General features: G+C 64.5%; 15 protein-coding genes and 1 pseudogene. 3 read left to right on the plus strand and 13 right to left on the minus strand.

Annotated elements, in window-relative coordinates:
- Positions 1 to 279: AAA family ATPase (locus AB4Z10_RS25095; protein ID WP_465247581.1), on the plus strand; the 279-nt coding region annotated here is incomplete at its 5' end.
- A 139-nt stretch (positions 280 to 418) separates the two neighbouring features.
- On the plus strand, positions 419 to 1282 hold the full coding sequence (locus tag AB4Z10_RS25100) for an aldo/keto reductase (protein ID WP_441473132.1): 864 nt from the start codon (positions 419 to 421) through the stop codon (positions 1280 to 1282).
- A 170-nt stretch (positions 1283 to 1452) separates the two neighbouring features.
- Here AB4Z10_RS25100 and AB4Z10_RS25105 read toward each other — a convergent pair.
- Together AB4Z10_RS25105 and AB4Z10_RS25110 are read right to left on the minus strand one after the other, a co-directional pair.
- A pseudogene (locus tag AB4Z10_RS25105) lies at positions 1453 to 1716 on the minus strand (MFS transporter); the annotation flags it as partial.
- Positions 1717 to 1781: 65 nt separating this feature from the next.
- A complete protein-coding gene (locus tag AB4Z10_RS25110; RefSeq protein WP_441473133.1) occupies positions 1782 to 2225 on the minus strand; it encodes a VOC family protein in 444 nt (147 codons plus the stop codon).
- Positions 2226 to 2340: 115 nt separating this feature from the next.
- Here AB4Z10_RS25110 and AB4Z10_RS25115 point away from each other — a divergent pair, with 115 nt between their 5' ends.
- A complete protein-coding gene (locus tag AB4Z10_RS25115) occupies positions 2341 to 2784 on the plus strand; it encodes a MarR family winged helix-turn-helix transcriptional regulator (protein ID WP_441473134.1) in 444 nt (147 codons plus the stop codon).
- Between the two features lie 80 nt (positions 2785 to 2864).
- Here AB4Z10_RS25115 and AB4Z10_RS25120 read toward each other — a convergent pair whose 3' ends face one another.
- From AB4Z10_RS25120 to AB4Z10_RS25170, 11 genes are all read right to left on the minus strand, one after another.
- On the minus strand, positions 2865 to 4064 hold the full coding sequence (locus tag AB4Z10_RS25120; RefSeq protein ID WP_441473135.1) for an alpha/beta hydrolase family protein: 1200 nt from the start codon (positions 4062 to 4064) through the stop codon (positions 2865 to 2867).
- Positions 4065 to 4510: 446 nt separating this feature from the next.
- Positions 4511 to 5614, minus strand: a complete 1104-nt coding sequence (locus AB4Z10_RS25125) for an NAD(P)/FAD-dependent oxidoreductase (RefSeq protein WP_441473136.1) — start codon at positions 5612 to 5614, stop codon at positions 4511 to 4513.
- A gap of 36 nt (positions 5615 to 5650) precedes the next feature.
- Entirely contained in the window at positions 5651 to 6739 is a 1089-nt protein-coding gene (locus AB4Z10_RS25130; RefSeq protein WP_441473137.1) for an NAD/NADP octopine/nopaline dehydrogenase family protein, read from the minus strand.
- A gap of 78 nt (positions 6740 to 6817) precedes the next feature.
- Positions 6818 to 8560 carry an ABC transporter substrate-binding protein gene (locus AB4Z10_RS25135; protein ID WP_441473138.1) on the minus strand — a complete coding sequence of 581 codons (1743 nt, stop codon included), beginning with the start codon at positions 8558 to 8560 and terminating at the stop codon, positions 6818 to 6820.
- 47 nt (positions 8561 to 8607) lie between these two features.
- Positions 8608 to 9720, minus strand: coding sequence for an NAD(P)/FAD-dependent oxidoreductase (locus AB4Z10_RS25140; protein ID WP_441473139.1), 1113 nt, complete (start codon positions 9718 to 9720; stop codon positions 8608 to 8610).
- Between the two features lie 25 nt (positions 9721 to 9745).
- Positions 9746 to 10777: an ABC transporter ATP-binding protein gene (locus AB4Z10_RS25145; protein WP_441473140.1), complete on the minus strand. Its 1032-nt coding sequence runs from the start codon at positions 10775 to 10777 to the stop codon at positions 9746 to 9748.
- The gene (locus AB4Z10_RS25150) at positions 10770 to 11852 is read right to left on the minus strand and encodes an ABC transporter ATP-binding protein (protein ID WP_441473141.1); all 1083 of its coding nucleotides are present in this window, start codon (positions 11850 to 11852) and stop codon (positions 10770 to 10772) included. The genes AB4Z10_RS25145 and AB4Z10_RS25150 overlap by 8 nt, the downstream gene beginning before the upstream one ends.
- Positions 11852 to 12796 carry an ABC transporter permease gene (locus AB4Z10_RS25155; RefSeq protein ID WP_441473142.1) on the minus strand — a complete coding sequence of 315 codons (945 nt, stop codon included), beginning with the start codon at positions 12794 to 12796 and terminating at the stop codon, positions 11852 to 11854. Before AB4Z10_RS25155 ends, AB4Z10_RS25150 begins: the two co-directional genes overlap by 1 nt.
- Before the next feature lie 5 nt (positions 12797 to 12801).
- Positions 12802 to 13770, minus strand: coding sequence for an ABC transporter permease (locus AB4Z10_RS25160; protein WP_441473143.1), 969 nt, complete (start codon positions 13768 to 13770; stop codon positions 12802 to 12804).
- A gap of 218 nt (positions 13771 to 13988) precedes the next feature.
- The gene (locus AB4Z10_RS25165; protein WP_441473144.1) at positions 13989 to 14888 is read right to left on the minus strand and encodes a LysR substrate-binding domain-containing protein; all 900 of its coding nucleotides are present in this window, start codon (positions 14886 to 14888) and stop codon (positions 13989 to 13991) included.
- A 139-nt stretch (positions 14889 to 15027) separates the two neighbouring features.
- Positions 15028 to 15921, minus strand: coding sequence for a LysR family transcriptional regulator (locus AB4Z10_RS25170; protein ID WP_441473145.1), 894 nt, complete (start codon positions 15919 to 15921; stop codon positions 15028 to 15030).
- Positions 15922 to 15994: the final 73 nt, after the last annotated feature.

The raw sequence follows: 15994 nt of genomic DNA on the forward strand, positions 1-15994 counted from the left end.
TCGCTGTGCATGAGCCCGAAAATCATGCTGTTCGATGAGCCGACCTCGGCGCTCGACCCGGAGATGGTGAAGGAGGTGCTCGACACCATGGTCTCGCTGGCGGAGGAGGGCATGACCATGCTCTGCGTCACCCACGAGATGGGCTTCGCCCGCCAGGTCGCCGACCGCGTCATCTTCATGGACGCCGGACAGATCGTCGAGATGAACACCCCCAACGAGTTCTTCAAAAACCCGCAGCACGAGCGCACGAAGCTCTTCCTCAGCCAGATCCTGCACTGAAGTGGTCGCCAGTATGGCAGCGGAGTTCGGTCAAACGGGCGCCCGCCAATCCGCAGTCAAGCTTCTTCAAAGCGAGGGCGAGTGCTGGCCTCGTTCCAATCGATCGGGTTCCCGATGTTCAAAGAAGGAAACAAAGGACATGACTAGCCCAGCTTTCGATACCGTGCGCAAAATTGGTGGCGATCTCGAGGTTTCGCGCCTGGGGTATGGCGCTATGCGCTTGACCGGTCAGCCCGGCAACTGGGGCCCATACCCAGACCCTGAGGCTGCCAAGAAGGTGTTGCGGCGCGTCATTGAAGTCGGTGTCAACCTGATCGATACGGCCCATGCTTATGGAGCCGGTTACAATGAGGGGCTGATTGCCGAGGCACTGCATCCGTATAGAGACGACCTCGTCATCACTACGAAATGCGGTCTCACCAAAATGGGGCCGGGCATCGCCTACCGGGACGGGCGACGCAAGGCCATCAGGACGGGCTGCGAAGCAAGTCTTTCCCATCTTCGTGTGGACAGGATCGATCTCATGCAATTGCATTGGGTTGATGAGGATACACCCATCGAGGAGACGGTCAGCTCACTTGCCGAATTGGTCAAAGAGGGCAAGATCCGACACATCGGAATTTCCAACGTAACTCTCGACGAACTCAAGCGCGCACGAAGCATCGCGCCGATCGCATCGGTGCAAAATCGGTTCAGTTTTGCCGATCGCTCGCAAATTGACCTGGTGCGATACTGCAGCGAAGAGGACATTACTTTCTTCCCATATGGTCCTCTCGACGGGAACCCTGCACAAATTGGGGCGCCGCTTGCCGATCAGACTGGCAATATCGCGATCGAGGCAGGCAAGCGGGGGTGCTCGACTTCGCAGTTCGCCTTAGCCTGGCTGCTGGCACTGAGCCCCGTCATCGTCCCCATTCCAGGCACACGTTCTGTCGTTCACCTGGAAGAAAACGTCGGGTCGCTAAATGTGCCTCTGACCCAGGAAGAGGCAAAGGCTCTATAGCAGTGCCTCCGTGCTTGTCGGAGTCCGTATCAGTGTTGGCGGCGGGTCGCTGTTTGCAAGCAGCCGCTCGCTGATGCGCCGGTCGCAGATGTCCGCTTCCAAGCGGTGCCCCAATGTCCGGAACTGGCGCCAGACGTCCGTGGACAGACGAGTTTGGCGAGAGCCTCAGCTTAGGCTGTGGCGATTGGCATCGGAGGTTTTACCGGAAACGGTCTGGAGGTGGCGAGGATCAGCGTAGCCGCCAGGCCCAAGCCCCAAGACGCGACATACATCGGCGTATAAGTTCCGATATTGTCGTAGATCAGGCCGACAAGCACAGGCCCAGTCAACATGCCGAGGCTCCCGGCCATCCCGGTGCCCCCGATGATGGTGCCCATCATCCTCACCGGGAAATACTCGCGGATAATTACGGCGTAGAGCGGCATCGTGCCGGCGATTTTGGCCTCTGCGAGCCTGAGATCGGTTCTTGGATCGAGCCGTTCGCCCTCTGCCGGCGACATCAGCCCTTCGGCTTCCAATCGCCCGACGGAATGGTGTTGATCATCCAGGGGATGCCGAACTTGTCGATCAGCGAGCCGAAGCCCGGTGACCAGAAGGTCTCGCCGAATGGCATGACCGCCTTGCCGCCCTCGGACAGTTTTTCGAACCAGCTTTGGCCCTGGGCCTTATCCGTGCTGTGCAGGGTGACGTCGAACCCGTTCTTGGGCTTGTCGATGTTAGGCGCCCACGCGGCATCCATATCGGCGCCCATCAGGGCCTGATCGCCCACCTCCAGCCAGCAATGCATCAGCCAGCTCTTGTACTTCTCGTCGGTGATCGGCATGCCGGGAGGTGCGTCACCGTAAGGAAATGCGGCCGTGATCTTGCCGCCGAGAACCTTCGCGTAGAACTCGAAGGCCTCGCGGCATTGCCCCTGAAAGCTCAGGCTCGTCACGATCTTCATGGTTTTCTCCCTGTGTTGATCGAAGCGCCGATGCGGTTAGGACGTGACATCGATTGGCGCTTTCCCCATTTAGTTGATATCCACCTATATCATTCCGGGGATGTCAACTCACCTGATGCGCGCCCAAACCGAACTTACCTTCGAGACGACCCTTCTGGTACGCGATGCCTGCCTTTGCCTTCATGCGCAGCGGGCAGCGCGCGCGCTTGCCCGACGCTTCGATCTCGCGCTAAGGCCTGCCGGCATCAGCAGCGGCCAGTTCTCGCTCCTGATGTCGCTGAATCGTCCCAGTCCCCCAAGCCTCGGCAGCGTCGCCGCCCTGCTGGCGATGGACAGAACGACCCTGACCGCAAACCTAAAGCCGTTGGAGCGGCGCAAACTCGTCGAGACCAGCCATGACGCAGCGGACCGGCGCGTCCGCCTCCTGTCTATGACGCCGGCAGGCAGAGCCGTGCTGGCCGATGCGGTGCCAATCTGGAAACAACTGCACGCGGCAATCGAAGCCGAGCTGTCAGACCCCATCCATCTGCGTTCTAATCTGGCTCTGCTGTCCCAATGAACGAAGGTCCGCGTATTGACGTAGAGGTGATGTCAGGTTTTGGCCCATCGCGGCTTCCAACCCCTGAACCCAGACGTAGGTCACAGCCCGTCGAACGAGCTCTTCCATAGCGGCACAGCCTTGGCGAAGGTGCCTCGGTGGCTCGTGGCGCCGGTCGAGATCGCCTCCACGCGATCGTTGCCGAGTGCCTTTTGGTAGGTCATCGGCAGCTGTCCGAGTTCCGTCCGGATCGCCTCATCCGTCTCGCCGTAGAAAGTCCTCACCGGCGTCTTCACCACCCAGCGATAGGCCTGCGTGGCGGCGACGAGTCGCCCATAGGCCGAGTTCGCGAAGAATTGTGCGTCGAAATATTCAGGTCGGATGATCTTGCGGAGCTCCGTCGGCACTTGGCTGGCGTCGAAGGGCAGCCTCTCATAGGCCTTGCGCGACAGCTCGTAATAGTCGTCCGTGAGCAGCGAGCGGGCAAGGCCTGGCACCCCATAGTAGTTCTCGAAGGAGAAGGCCGAGAGGATAAAGAGCGTCGGCACCCAGTCGGCGTCGATCTTGCGGGGAAAGTCCAGGAAGCCGTTGAGGGCGACGAAGATGTCGGCCGGAGCGCTGGCCGTCACTGCAGCCGTGACCGGAATCTTGACATTCTCCAGCTTCTCCAGCATGGCCAGCGTCACGAAGCGGCCCTGCGACCAGCCGGCGAGGAACAGCTTCGGCGTCGCGACCTTCAGGTCGGCGAGGACGGCGCGCGCCGCCATCAACATATCGTAGGTTGCCTGCTGGTGGCTGGCCTTCACCATGTACCCTTCGGGTTCGCTGGATTCGCCTAGGCCGAAGTAGTCGGCAGCGACCAGGACATAGCCCTGCCCAGCGAACTGCGCGAGCATGAGCTGCGTCTCGGGCGATTGGTCGGCGAAGGACGGAACCTGCTGCTTTCCGTAGACGGTGCCGTGCTGGTAGGATACCATCGGGAAGCTCGCTTCACCGGTGTCTGGCACCGCGACGAGGCCGGTAGCAACGGTCGGCCGATTGCCGCGCTCGGGCACGACTGACGCATAGCGGACGCGGTAGAGCCTCACCGCGTTGCGAGCCGGGGTGTAGCTCACCGGGATGCCTGCGAAGGTTGGCGTATCGGTCGTCAGGATGCGGTTTAGCTTGTCGACATCCCAGCGCGCCAGGAATTCATAGCTAACGCCAGAGGCGACGGCGACTGGCCCTGTTGTTTGAGCCAGCGAAGCCGGCATAATGCCGACCAGAGCGGCGGCGAGGCAGAGGATACGAAGCAAGGGCATGAGTGCTCACGGTTTGCGCCCGTTGCGTTTCGCAGCGTCCGGTAAAGATTCCGTCGTCATGCCAAGTCCGCGGGATTCACTGACCCTGGCTTACAACTGAGTGCTTCCGCGTCGCATTGCTCGACATGTCCTGGGAGGCATCCGCAGATATCACTCCGCATCTTCGGTTATAGGCCGATGCTGAATTGGGGACCCACGTGCCGCTTTCAGTCGCGCCACTATCGCGCACTGGACGTCCGCTTGGGATTTCGGCGCGTGGCGTGGCCCATTGTCGAGAAGCACACATCCACGATCAGCGGCGCAAGTCAGACGCTTCCGAACCGCTGTGGGCCCGGCCTGCCAGCCAGGCCCTTCTTGGTCTCAACTATCCGCTGCAGTTGCATTCGCCGCGAGCGACAAGCGCCCTGCTCCCATCCGACCACGTCAGCGCATCGAGCAAAGCGCTTTTACAAGAAGAAGCGTGCCGGCCTGAAGCTCTCGAACTCGGGGCGCTGCGTCCCGTTGACGATTTCATCGGCGGCCATGGCGCCCAGCGCCGGCGAGAGCGTGGCGCCACTATGGGTGACCATCACATAGTAGTTCTCGACACCCGGCACCGGGCCGATCACCGAGAGGCCGTCCCTTGGGATCGGCCGTACGGTGACGCGCGCGGCTTCCGGCTTGAGCGGCGCGATGCCCGGCAGGATGCGTAGGAGGCGGTCGACCAGATCGGCCGCCTGCTCCATGCCCGGATTGACGCCGATCTCGGGCGTGACCGTGGCGTCGGCCGCCCCCCAGTGCAGCATCAGGCGCCCGGCTCCGTCCGGGCGGAAGTCGCAGACCGGCGTGGCGACGACGCGCTGAATGCTGGCGGGAACGGGCGGCGTGAAGACGAGGAAGCCGACCGTGGGCGCCAGCGGCACGTTCGGGATGACCGTGCCGATCGTATCGTTGGACCAGCGGCCGGTGCAGTTCACGACAAGGTCGGCATGGAAGGTCTCGCCGCCTTCGCTGCGCACGCCCTTCACCTTGCCGCCTTCGACAAGCAGGCCCGAGACCTTCGTCTGCGTCCTCAGGCTCGCGCCGTGACGCCGTGCCGCACTCATCATCGCATGGGAATAGACCACCGGGTCGAGCCAGCCGTCGTTCGGATACCAAGCGATCGGCGCGTCGCCTACCGCTTCCGGCGCGATGTCGGGTTCCAGCTCGAGCAGTTGCTTGCGGTCGATCCACTCTGCCGCATAGTCCCAGCTCCGCAGCCGCTCGACCTTGGCCTTGAGGGCAGCCTGCTCGGCTTCGGCTCTCCATTCGACGCGCCCGCCGCCATGCCACCAGGGCGTGGCGCCGAACTCGTCCTTCAGAGCGGCATGGGCGCGCATGCCGGCGACGTTGAGGTCATGATAGGCGCGCGGCGACTTGTTGCTGGAGTTAGTCCAGGCGAAGGAGATGCCCGAGGTGCCACCGCCGACGCGGGTGGCTTCGAGCACCGTGACCTTCGCGCCGGCTCGCGCCAGCCGATAGGCGACAGACGTTCCGATGACGCCGGCGCCGACAACGATGATTTCAGTCATGGTCCATATCCATTAATGAAGAGGGGCAAGCAGGCCTTACGCCGCGCGCTTCGTGGCCCAGCCGTCGCGCACGAGCGCTTTCAGCTCCGCAAGCGACATCGCCTCAAGGCCGATATCGCCGAGCAGGTCGTTCTCCGCCGCGAAGTCCCGGCCGTAGAGCGCCGAGAAGATGTCGACGCCGGCCTGGTGCAGTGTCGCCGGCCGGCCGGCGAGCTTGCCGAGCAGCACCGTGGGATGCAGCCCGAAGGGCGCGTCTTCCAGGACATAGCGGGTATCGATCGTGCTTGGCCCGTTGCCGCCATTGCCACGAGCAGCGAGTGCACGCGCCATCTCACCGACCGGTCCGGGCGCGACATGGAAGGAGAGGTTATAGTGCTCGCGAATGGTGCGGACCCTATAGCCGGCGGCCTCGGCGATGGCGAGCCGTTCGGCATCCAGCGCCTCCAGAAAGCGGCCGACGGAATCCGTGTTGTTTTCGTTCTGCCCCCAAGTCTCGCCATGCTCCATGCGGGTGAAATTGCACAGCGCGATGCCGAGATGGTTCTGCGGGTTGAGATTGGAGAGCGAAATCGCGAGCGCATCGTCGCGCTGGACGAAACGGTCCCCGAACAGTTCCTGGCAGATCTTCAGGCCGCGATCGGCGGCGGAAACGGGAATCGTCGCGATGTCGACCTTCGAACGGATGGTCGAAACATTGACGCTGGCATCGCCGGTGCGGCGCCCGGCGGTGACCGTCGTGCCCCAGACGACGACGGGGACGTCCAGCCCGCGCTCGGCGATCTTGCGCGCGATGTAGAGGCCGCTGAACGAGGTGTGCGAACTGATGATGACGACCTGCCCGGCGTCCAGGTGCGGCGCGGCCTCGTCCATCGCCTTGCGGTGGCCATTGGCCGGCAGCGCGAACAGCACGGCTCCCGCGCCGGCGATGGCCTCGGCGGCGCTGGCCGCGACGGCGACCTTGAAGCTGCCGCTCAGGCTGCCTGTCGCGGTTAGCGGCTCGCCCTGCGCGATGCTCCGGCCGCTCTTGCCGGAGGGCGACCACAGGACCGGCTCATGGCCGAGAGAGGAAAGAAGAGCGGCATTGCCATAGGCAATCGAGCCCGCACCGAGCACTGCGACACGCATCGTCCTGATCCTTGAGAGTTTCGATGATGGGGGCGGATCGGGCCCGCAGGCCCGACCCAGGCATGGACGCTTGCTGCGTCAATATTTGTAGCCGGCCTTTTCCATGTACTGCTTGGCCAGGTTGAAGTCGTAGGCGATCGGCTTCAGCAGATCGTGGTCGTAATATTCCGAGGTGAAAGGCATGGGCACCGTTCCCGGCTTGCCGAAGCCGGCGACGACATTCTTGATGATCTGCTCGCGCGGGATCATGTGGCTCATCGCCTTGCGGACATACATCGCCGCCTCGGCGGCGCGGCTGGGGTCCTGCTTGCCGAGCGGCGTCTCGACTCCGGTCCCGAAGACCGGGTGGTTCATGTTGAGGCAGGTCTGCATCCACTTGAACGAGTCGAAGCGGTTGATCTTGCCCCAGGAGGCATCGACCGTATCGAGCAGGCCGCCGACATCGTACATGGGGTCATGCGCGTCGATGGCACCGGATTTGATGGCGCTCAGCAGGGCGTCGGCGCCTTGGATATTGACGACGTAGAAGGTTTTGACGTTGCCGTCCGTCTTGCGCCAATAGTTCTCGTTCCGGACGTATTTATAGGCCTTGCGCGAGGGATCGAAGCCTTGCGGGATCCAGGGCCCGGTGCCGACACCGCCCTTCGCCTCGAAGACCTTGCCGTCGGACGTCTTGACCGGGAAGGTGCCGAGCCAGGTCGAGATGACGTGGCCGCGCAGCTCCTCCGGCTTGATGTCCTTGTAGGCGTGCTTCGGCATGATCGCGATGACCGGCAGCAGGAAATCGTAGAACATCGAGTTCGGCTGCGGCAGCGAGACGGTGATCTCGTGCGTGCCGGTGACCTTGTAGGCGTCGCGCGAGCCCATCACGGTTTCGAGCGGCGACTGGAACAGGCTCGCATAGGCCTTGTCGATGATCGTATCCCAGGTGAACTTCACGTCTTCGGCGGTGAACTCTTCGCCGGAGTGCCATTTCACGCCCTTGCGCAGGTTCAGAACCCAGGTCTTGCCGTCCGCGGAACCCGTGACTGATTCCGCCAGCGCGGGGCTGAGCTTCTTGTTCGCCCAGCTGTCATATTCGAGCAGCGCGTTGTAGACCGGGCCGAAGATGTTCGCCTCGTTGTAGCCGCTGCCATACATCGGGATGAGCTGGCTCGGAGGCTGCCAGGAGGCAAAGGTGGCGGTGACGTCGCCGGTCGCCCCCTCGATCGTCCAGTCCTCCGCACGTGGATAGAAGACCGGGTTGTAGGTCGTCGATTCCATCCCCTTCAGCTTCGGATTGGTGATGATCACCTCTTCCGGATAGAAGACGATGTGCAGCGGCTCGATCTCGTACCAGCGCTTCACGAAGGCGGTCATCGCCGCCTTGCGATCCTCCTCGGTGATCGCGCGGGAATACTTCTCGATCGCCTCGTCGATCTGCTTGTCCGCGACCCGATAGTAGTTCTGGCCGTTGGGCGGCATGTTCTTGCTGTGGAACAGCGTCTCGGGCATCGGCGACAGACCGCTGTAGTAGATGCGCTCGGAATACATGTCGAAGCCGCCCTCGACATGGGTCTTGCCGCTGTCGTTGGCGCGCCGGGCAATCACCACGGAGGGTGGCTGGTAGCTCGCATTCACGTCGATACCGAGCCGCGCGAACTGCTTGCCGATCAGATCGGTCCAGATCATGCGCGACTGCAGGTTGTTGAAGATCATCAGGTAGAGCTTGAAGTGGGGCGGCTTCGCCAGGGCCGGCTCCGGCAGGCCGCCGGCGGCGAGCGCGGCCGCCCCAGCGCCAGTCCATTTCAGAACGTCACGTCGCGTCGATTTTTCAGGCATCGTTGTCCCCTCTTCTGCTTGATTGGAAACGGCGGCGCTCCCGCGGCTCAGGCCTGGAAGCGCGTCGGTCGGAACTCCTCGAGCTCGGGCCGCTGGCGGCCGCGCAGCACCTCGTCCGCAACGGCCTGGCCGAGGAAGGGCGAGAGCGTGACGCCGCTATGGGTGACGACGACGTAGTAGCCGTCGACGCCACGCGCGCGCCCGACGGTGGAGAGCCCGTCGGCCGGGATCGGGCGCACCGTTGTCCGGACCGCCTCGGCCCTGACCCCCTTGAGGCCGGGTAGGATCTCGGCCGCGCTTTCGAGGGCGATCCGTGCTTCCTCGCAATCCGGCGTCCGGCTTTCGAGCGCCGCGAAGCGGTCGTCGAGGGAGTCCTTGCGCACCATCAGGCGGCCGGCGCCGTCCGGCCGGACATCGACATCGGGAGCGTGGAAGGGCCGGCGCAGATCGACCCCGACCGGCGGGGTGAAGACCAGGAATCCGACCGTGGGCGCAAGCGGGATGTTCGGGACGCTCTCGCTCACCGTCTCGTTCGACCAGCGGCCAGTGCAGTTGATCACGAGGTCGGCCTCATGAAGCGCACCGCTGTCGTCGCGGGCACCGATCACGCGGCCGTTGCGCGTCTCCAGCCCGGTGATCCGGACGCCGGTCTTCAGCGCGGCGCCATAGCGCTGGCGGGCGGCGCGCAGCATCGTGCCGGCATAGAGGACCGGGTCGACCCAGCCTTCCTCCGGGCAGAACACGATCTGGGCGTCGTCGGGAACGGCACTAAGCGCGATCTCGGGTTCGAGTTGGCCGAGCCGCTTCTTGTCGACGATCTCGACGGCGTAGCCCCATTCGCGCAGTCGCGCGACCTTCTGCGCCTGGGCCGCCACCTCGGCCGGATCGACGCGCCATTCCAGGCTGCCGCTCTGATGGAACCAGGGCGTGGCGCCGAACTCGTCCTTCAGCGCAGCATGGGCCCGCATGCCGGCGACGTTGAGGTCGTGATAGGGCCGCGGTGTCTTGTTGTTGGAGTTGGTCCAGGCGAAGCTGACGCCCGAGGTGCCGGCACCGACGCGCTCGGCTTCGAGAACGGTGACCCTGGCGCCCCCCTGCGCCACCCGGTAGGCGACCGAGCTGCCGACGATGCCGGCTCCGACGACGATGACGTTCATCATGGCATATCCTGTGGTCTGGCCCGCATCAGCGCGGGTTGTGGCAAGCGAAGGCGTGGCTGCCCTCGGGGGCGGCCAGCGGTGGAACCTGCTGGGAGCAGACCGGCAGCGCGGCCGGGCAGCGGGTGTGGAAGACGCAGCCGTGAGGCCGCTTCACCACGCTCGGGATTTCGCCCTTGATGGCGTCGCGCGGCCTCTGGCGGGCCGGATCTGGCACCGGAATCGCCGAGATGAGGGCCGCCGTGTAGTGATGCCGAGGGCGGGCGAAGATCTCGTCGACCTCGCCGATCTCGACGAGATCGCCGAGATACATCACCGCGATGCGGTTGCTCAGGAAGCGCACCGAGCTCAGATCGTGCGAGATGTAGAGATAGGAGAGCCTCAGCTCCTCCTGCAGCTCGGCCAGCAGATTGAGGATCTGGGCCCGCACCGAGACGTCGAGCGAGGATACCGGCTCGTCGCAGATCAGCAGCCGCGGCTCGACCGCGAGCGCGCGGGCGATGCCGATGCGCTGGCGCTGGCCGCCGGAGAATTCGTGCGGATAGCGGTCGGCATGTTCGGCCGGCAGCCCGACACGCTCCAGCAGCGCCTCGACCGCGGCGTCCCATTGCGCCGGCGGCAATAGGCCGTGGACCCGCAGGGGCTCGGACAGGATCTGCCGGACGCTCCAGCGCGGATTGAGCGAGAGATAGGGATCCTGGAAGACGTATTGCATCTGCCGGCGCAGCGCGAGGACATCGGGCCGGCGGTCCTGAGCGAAGGTCTCGCGGATATCGACGCCGCCGAGCCGGATCGCCCCGGAGGTGGGCGGTACGAGATGCAGGATGGCGCGCGCTGCCGTGGTCTTGCCGCAGCCGCTCTCGCCGACGATGCTGAGCGTCTCGCCCTCGTCGAGGCTGAAGCTGATGTCGTTGACGGCGCGGATCTCGCTGGTGACCTTCTGGCGGAACAGGCCGCGGCGAAGCAGCGGATAGCTCTTCACCAGCCCGTCGACGCTGAGCAGAGGGCGGGTAGCACGCTGCCGCGCGTCGGGCGCCTGCTCGATCAAGGGCTCAACCATGGTCGGGCACTCCGGCGCTGCCGCGCTCCAGGCAGTGGACGACACGGCCCGGCTCGATTGCGGCGGCCTGCGGTACGAGGCGGGAGCATTCCGGCTGTGCCTCGGGGCAACGGCCGGCGAAGCGGCAGCCGCCGGTAAGCGGTTGGCCGGGCGTCGCGGCGCGACCGACAGTCGGCAGGCGCTCGCGCCGACCCTGGGCGTTGACCGCATAGGGCCGGTCGATACGGGGCGTCGAGGCAAGCAGCGCCTGGGTGTAGGGATGCGACGGCCGGGCGAAGACGGCATGTTTGTCGCCGGTCTCACAGACCTGGCCGGCATACATCACGGTGATCCGGTCAGCGATGCGGGCGACGACGCCCATATCGTGCGTGACGAAGATCATCGACATGCCGAGCCGCTGCTTCAGCTCCTCAAGCAAATCGAGGATCTGGGCCTGAATGGTGACATCCAGCGCCGTGGTCGGCTCATCGGCCAGCACCAGCGCCGGGTTGCAGAGCAGCGCGCGGGCGATGCAGACCCGCTGCTTCATGCCGCCGCTCATCTCGTGCGGATATTGCGAGAGGCGCGAGCCGGGATCGGTGATCCCGACCAGCCGGAAGAGCTCCTCGACACGCTGCAAGGCGACCGCGCGCGGCAGTTTCTCGTGGACCTTGAGGATCTCCGCGAGCTGGGCACCGACGGTCAGCAGCGGGTTGAGCGAGTAGCCGGGATTCTGGAAGATCATGGCGAGCCTGCGTCCGCGCAGCTTCTGCATCTCCTGCTGCGATTTCGCCGCCAGGTCTTGGCCTTCGAAGAGGATGCGGCCGCCGGCGATCCGGGCGGGAGGCGGCAGGAGGTTGAGAATGGCGAGGCTCGACAGCGTCTTGCCGCTGCCGGATTCGCCGACGATGCCCATCGTCTCGCCGGCATGGACCTGATAGCTGACATCCTCGACGATCCGGACCGGCGCGTTCCAGGGTGGGAACTGGATGCGCAGATTCTCGATCGAGATCAGCGCCGGTGCCGACTGATGCCGTGTCCCGGATTGCTCCAGCGAAGCCGAGGGAGCCTGTCTTTCGTCGGCGAGGCTCGTCATCAGCGCTTGGCCCGCGGGTTGAAGGCGTCGGTCAGCCCGTCCGCCAGAAGGTTGAAACCCAGCACGGTGATGAAGATCGCAACGCCCGGGCTCAGCGAAGCCCAGGGCGCGACCTTGAGCGCCTCGTAGTTGAAGTAGAGCAACTGGCCCCAACTCACCGCGGCCGGATCGCCGAAGCCGAGAAAGCCGATCATGGCCTCCGCCAGCACGGCGCCGCCGATGCCGAGCGCCACGATGACGACGAGCGAGGGCAGAGCGTTGGGCAGGATGTGCCGGAACAGGATGTCGCCGGAGGTCGCCCCGATGCAGCGCGCCGCCTCGACGAATTCCTGGTTCTTGAGCCGCAGGAATTCGGCGCGGGTCATCCGCGCGATCGGCGCCCAGGAGAACATCCCGATCAGCAGGATGATCACGCCGAGATTGAGATAGGGCACGCTCTCGAAGGGCGTGTTGACGATCGCGACGCCGAGAAGACGGACCACGGCAAGGATGACGACGAAGACCGGGATCACCAGGAAGAAGTCGGTGAAGCGCATCAGCACCTCGTCGATCGTGCCACCGCGATAACCGGCGACACCACCGACCAGAACTCCGATGACCGAGGCGATCGACATGGCGCCGAGCCCAACTGCGAGCGCCGTCGGTGCGCCATAGATCAGGCGGCTGAGCACGTCGTAGCCCATGCGGTCGGTGCCGAGCGGGTGCGTCCAGCTCGGCGGGGCCTTGGCGCCGGGGTCTATCATCGGGCTCTGGTCCTGCGGGTCGAAGGGCGCCAGAAACGGGCCGACCAGCGCGGTCGCGACGACGAGCGCGACGAGGATGAAGCCGAGCATCCCCGTGCGGCTGCGGGCGAAGCGCTGCCAGGCCTGTCGCCAGATGCCCTTGGCGGGCTTGCGGGCCGGTTTCGGCACAGGCGCATGACTCGTGATCGTCTGGTCGGTCACGCCACTCACTCCAGGCTGATGCGGGGGTCGATCAGGACGTAGATCACGTCCGTCAGCAGGGTCGTGCAGATCAGCATGAAGGCGATGACCGCACTCGCGCCCATGATCACGGGGTAGTCGAGTTGGTGGATCGCCGAGATGTAGAGGTAGCCGAGCCCCGGCCAGGTGAAGACGGATTCGGTCACCGGCGCCGTGCCGAGCATCAGGCCGATCAGCAGGCCGAGATAGGTCAGCATCGGGATAAAAGCGGCTCGTAGCGCGTGGACGTAGATGACGCGCCGCTCGGGAATGCCGCTGGCGCGCATCGCCGCGATGAAGTCGCTCTTCAGCACGTCCACCATGTTGGACCGCATCAGCAGCGTCAGCGTCGCGGTGTTGAAGAAGGTCAGCATCGCGACGGGCAGGATCATGTGCCAGAGCGCGTCGAGAACCGGGCTGCCCCAGAGCGGGTTCCGCGTCGCATAGGCGCCGTAGCTCGGCAGCCAGTCGAGCGTGTAGGAGAAGACGAAGATCAGCAGGATGCCGAGGAAGAAGGCGGGCAGCGACTGGCCCAGCAAGGCGGTGCCCATGACCGCGAAATCGGAGCGCGAATGCTGCCGCCGGGCCGCGGTGACGCCGAAGACGATGGCGATGGCGAGCGCGATCAGGATCGCCGGGAGCTGGATCTTCAGGGTTTCCCAACCCCAGGTCACGATCAGCGATCCGACCGGCTGGTTGTAGACGATGCTCGTGCCGAAATCGAGGTGAAGGAGTCGCCCGAGCCAGAGCAGATAGCGGGTGAAGGGAGGGTGATCGAGCCCGTAATAGGCTTTCATCCGCTCGATGACCTCCCCGGTCATGCCGGGCGTCTCGGCCATCATCAGCTCGATCGGATTGCCGATGGCGTTGACCAGGAAGAAAATCGCCGCGCTGACGCCGAGCATCAGTATAATCGCGAAGATCAACCTTCTTGCCAGAAAGACGAATATCCGCATCGCGGAAAATATCTCCCCTTCAGATTGGCAATAGATCTCCCGTTTCCCGAACATGCTGTGCAGCACATCCAGGATCGGCCCCGTTTGTTTGATCTATGTCAATGACAGCGAAGGTATGGAGCGAAGATCCAGGCGTCAAAGAATATGATTTTGCCAGTTCATTCCTTCAGGTTATGAACCTCGCCTCGCCGGATCGCGCATCAAATCCTCGGCCCGCGCTATGAATCCGCGCGGTAGCCGAGCCTTTCCAGCTCGTCTTCGATATCCCGTATCAGTGCCTCCGCCAGCGACGAGCCGATCAGCGTATTCGGGCGCACATGCCAGACCGGCGAGAAGACCTCCGGCGCGAAGGGCCTTGCGACCAGGCCACGCCCGATGAAGCTCTGGGCATTGAGCTCGTCGACGAGTGCGATGCCGGCGCCGTTCGCCACCAGGGCGCTCGCGACATTCGCCATCGGCGCATCGATGAACATGCGCGGCAGCACGCCCGCCTGCTCGAAGACCTTCTCGATGAAGACGCGACGATCCGCGGATCCGATCGAGACGAAGTTCTCGCCATCGAGGTCCTCCGGCCGAATCCGCTTCAGCCCCGCCAGCCGATGGCCCGCGGGCACCGCGCAGACATTGGGGATGCGCGCGATCATGCGGCAGATGACATTGGGATGCGGGGTGGAGTGCTCGGTGATCCCGAGGTCGATCTGGCCGGCGATGGCCCATTCGAGGATGCGGTCGGAACTGCGCGAATGCAGCTTCACCGCCGTCTTCTCATGCGCCTGGCAGAAGCGCGTCAGCAAGGGCGGGATCAGCGTCCCCGCCAGCATCGGCATGACGCCCAGATTGAGTCGTCCGAACTGAAGCTCCCGGATGTCGCGCGTCATCCGCTCCAGGCGCTCGACGCTTTCCCAGGTGCGCTGTACCTCCGCGAAATACAATTCGCCGTCCCGCGTGGGCTTCAACCGCCCTTTCATGCGCTGGAACAGAATGATGCCGGTGCTGCGCTCGAGCTGGTTGAGCATCTTGCTCGCCGCCGGCTGCGAGACGGACATGATCTCGGCCGCCTGCGTGAGCGTGCCAAGGTGCATGATGTGGCGGAAGAGCTCGACATGCCGCAGATTCATCCTCACCCGTCCCCTCGCATTGCTGACCCGCTCCCCACGCGGACGATGCCGTCCGGCATTTGCTGCCAACCAGCCCCAGAGCTCGCCGCCTTGCAAGGGTATTGCCATCGGCCGCGAGCGGCCGGCCGTCGCCGGCGCTTCAGGCCGGGACGCTGCGGAAGGGCGGCGGCGGCTTCAGGATCGCACTGAAGGCCTCCACCAGCCTGCCCGTCGGGCGTCCGCGCTGCCGGAACAGAAAGATCGGCACGTAGATCGCCGGTCGGAAGCTGCGGAAGACGAGGCCGGTGCCGGGCATCCGCGCCGCCTCGCTGTCGACGATACCGACCCCGCAACCGGCTGCGACGAGGGCGCAGATCGTCAGGCCGAGACTGGCATCGATGACCGTGCGCGGGTGCTGCCCGGCCGCTTCGAGGGCCTGCCCGAGCTTCCGGCGGAACTCATCCTCCGGGCCGAGTGCGATGACGGTCTCGCCTGCGAGATCGGCAGCCTCGACATAGGGTTTGCGGGCAAGGCGATGTCCTGCAGGCAGGGCGATGACCCCCTCCAGGTCGAACAGCTTGCGGCGCGAGAGGTTGTATTCCTCGCTGCGCAGCTGGGCGATGCCGAGATCGATCTCGCCGCTGCCGACCAGCCTCGCCGCATCGACGGAGTTGCTGGAATGCAGGGAGATTGTGACGTCCGGATGGGCCTCCGAGAAGCGGGCGACCACCGTCGGCAGCCAGGCGATCCCGAGCGCGGGAATGGTGCTGACGACGATCCGTCCCTGCCGGCGATGCCCGAGGCTGGCGGCGAAGCGCGTGAGGTTCTGCATGCCGAAATAGGTGCGCTCGACCTCGGTGTAGAGCAGCCGCGCCTCTTCGGTCGCCGCGATGCCTTTCGTCGTGCGATCGAACAGGCGAAGACCGAGTTCGGCCTCCAGCTGCTTGAGAGCCTTGCTCACCGCGGGCTGCGAGATGCGAAGCGTGTTGGCCGCCTCGGTGATCGAGCCGGCATCCATGATCGCCTTGAAGATCTCGACCTGGCGGTAATGCATGGCGAGACCATAACCTCAGTTCATGCAGAACGTAAATTTATGAATTTGAGGCAGATCAATTGCTGTGATTTGC

Origin of the sequence: Allobosea sp. RAF48 (assembly GCF_052114025.1) — a bacterium.
In the GTDB taxonomy this organism is placed as follows: Bacteria; Pseudomonadota; Alphaproteobacteria; order Rhizobiales; family Beijerinckiaceae; genus Allobosea.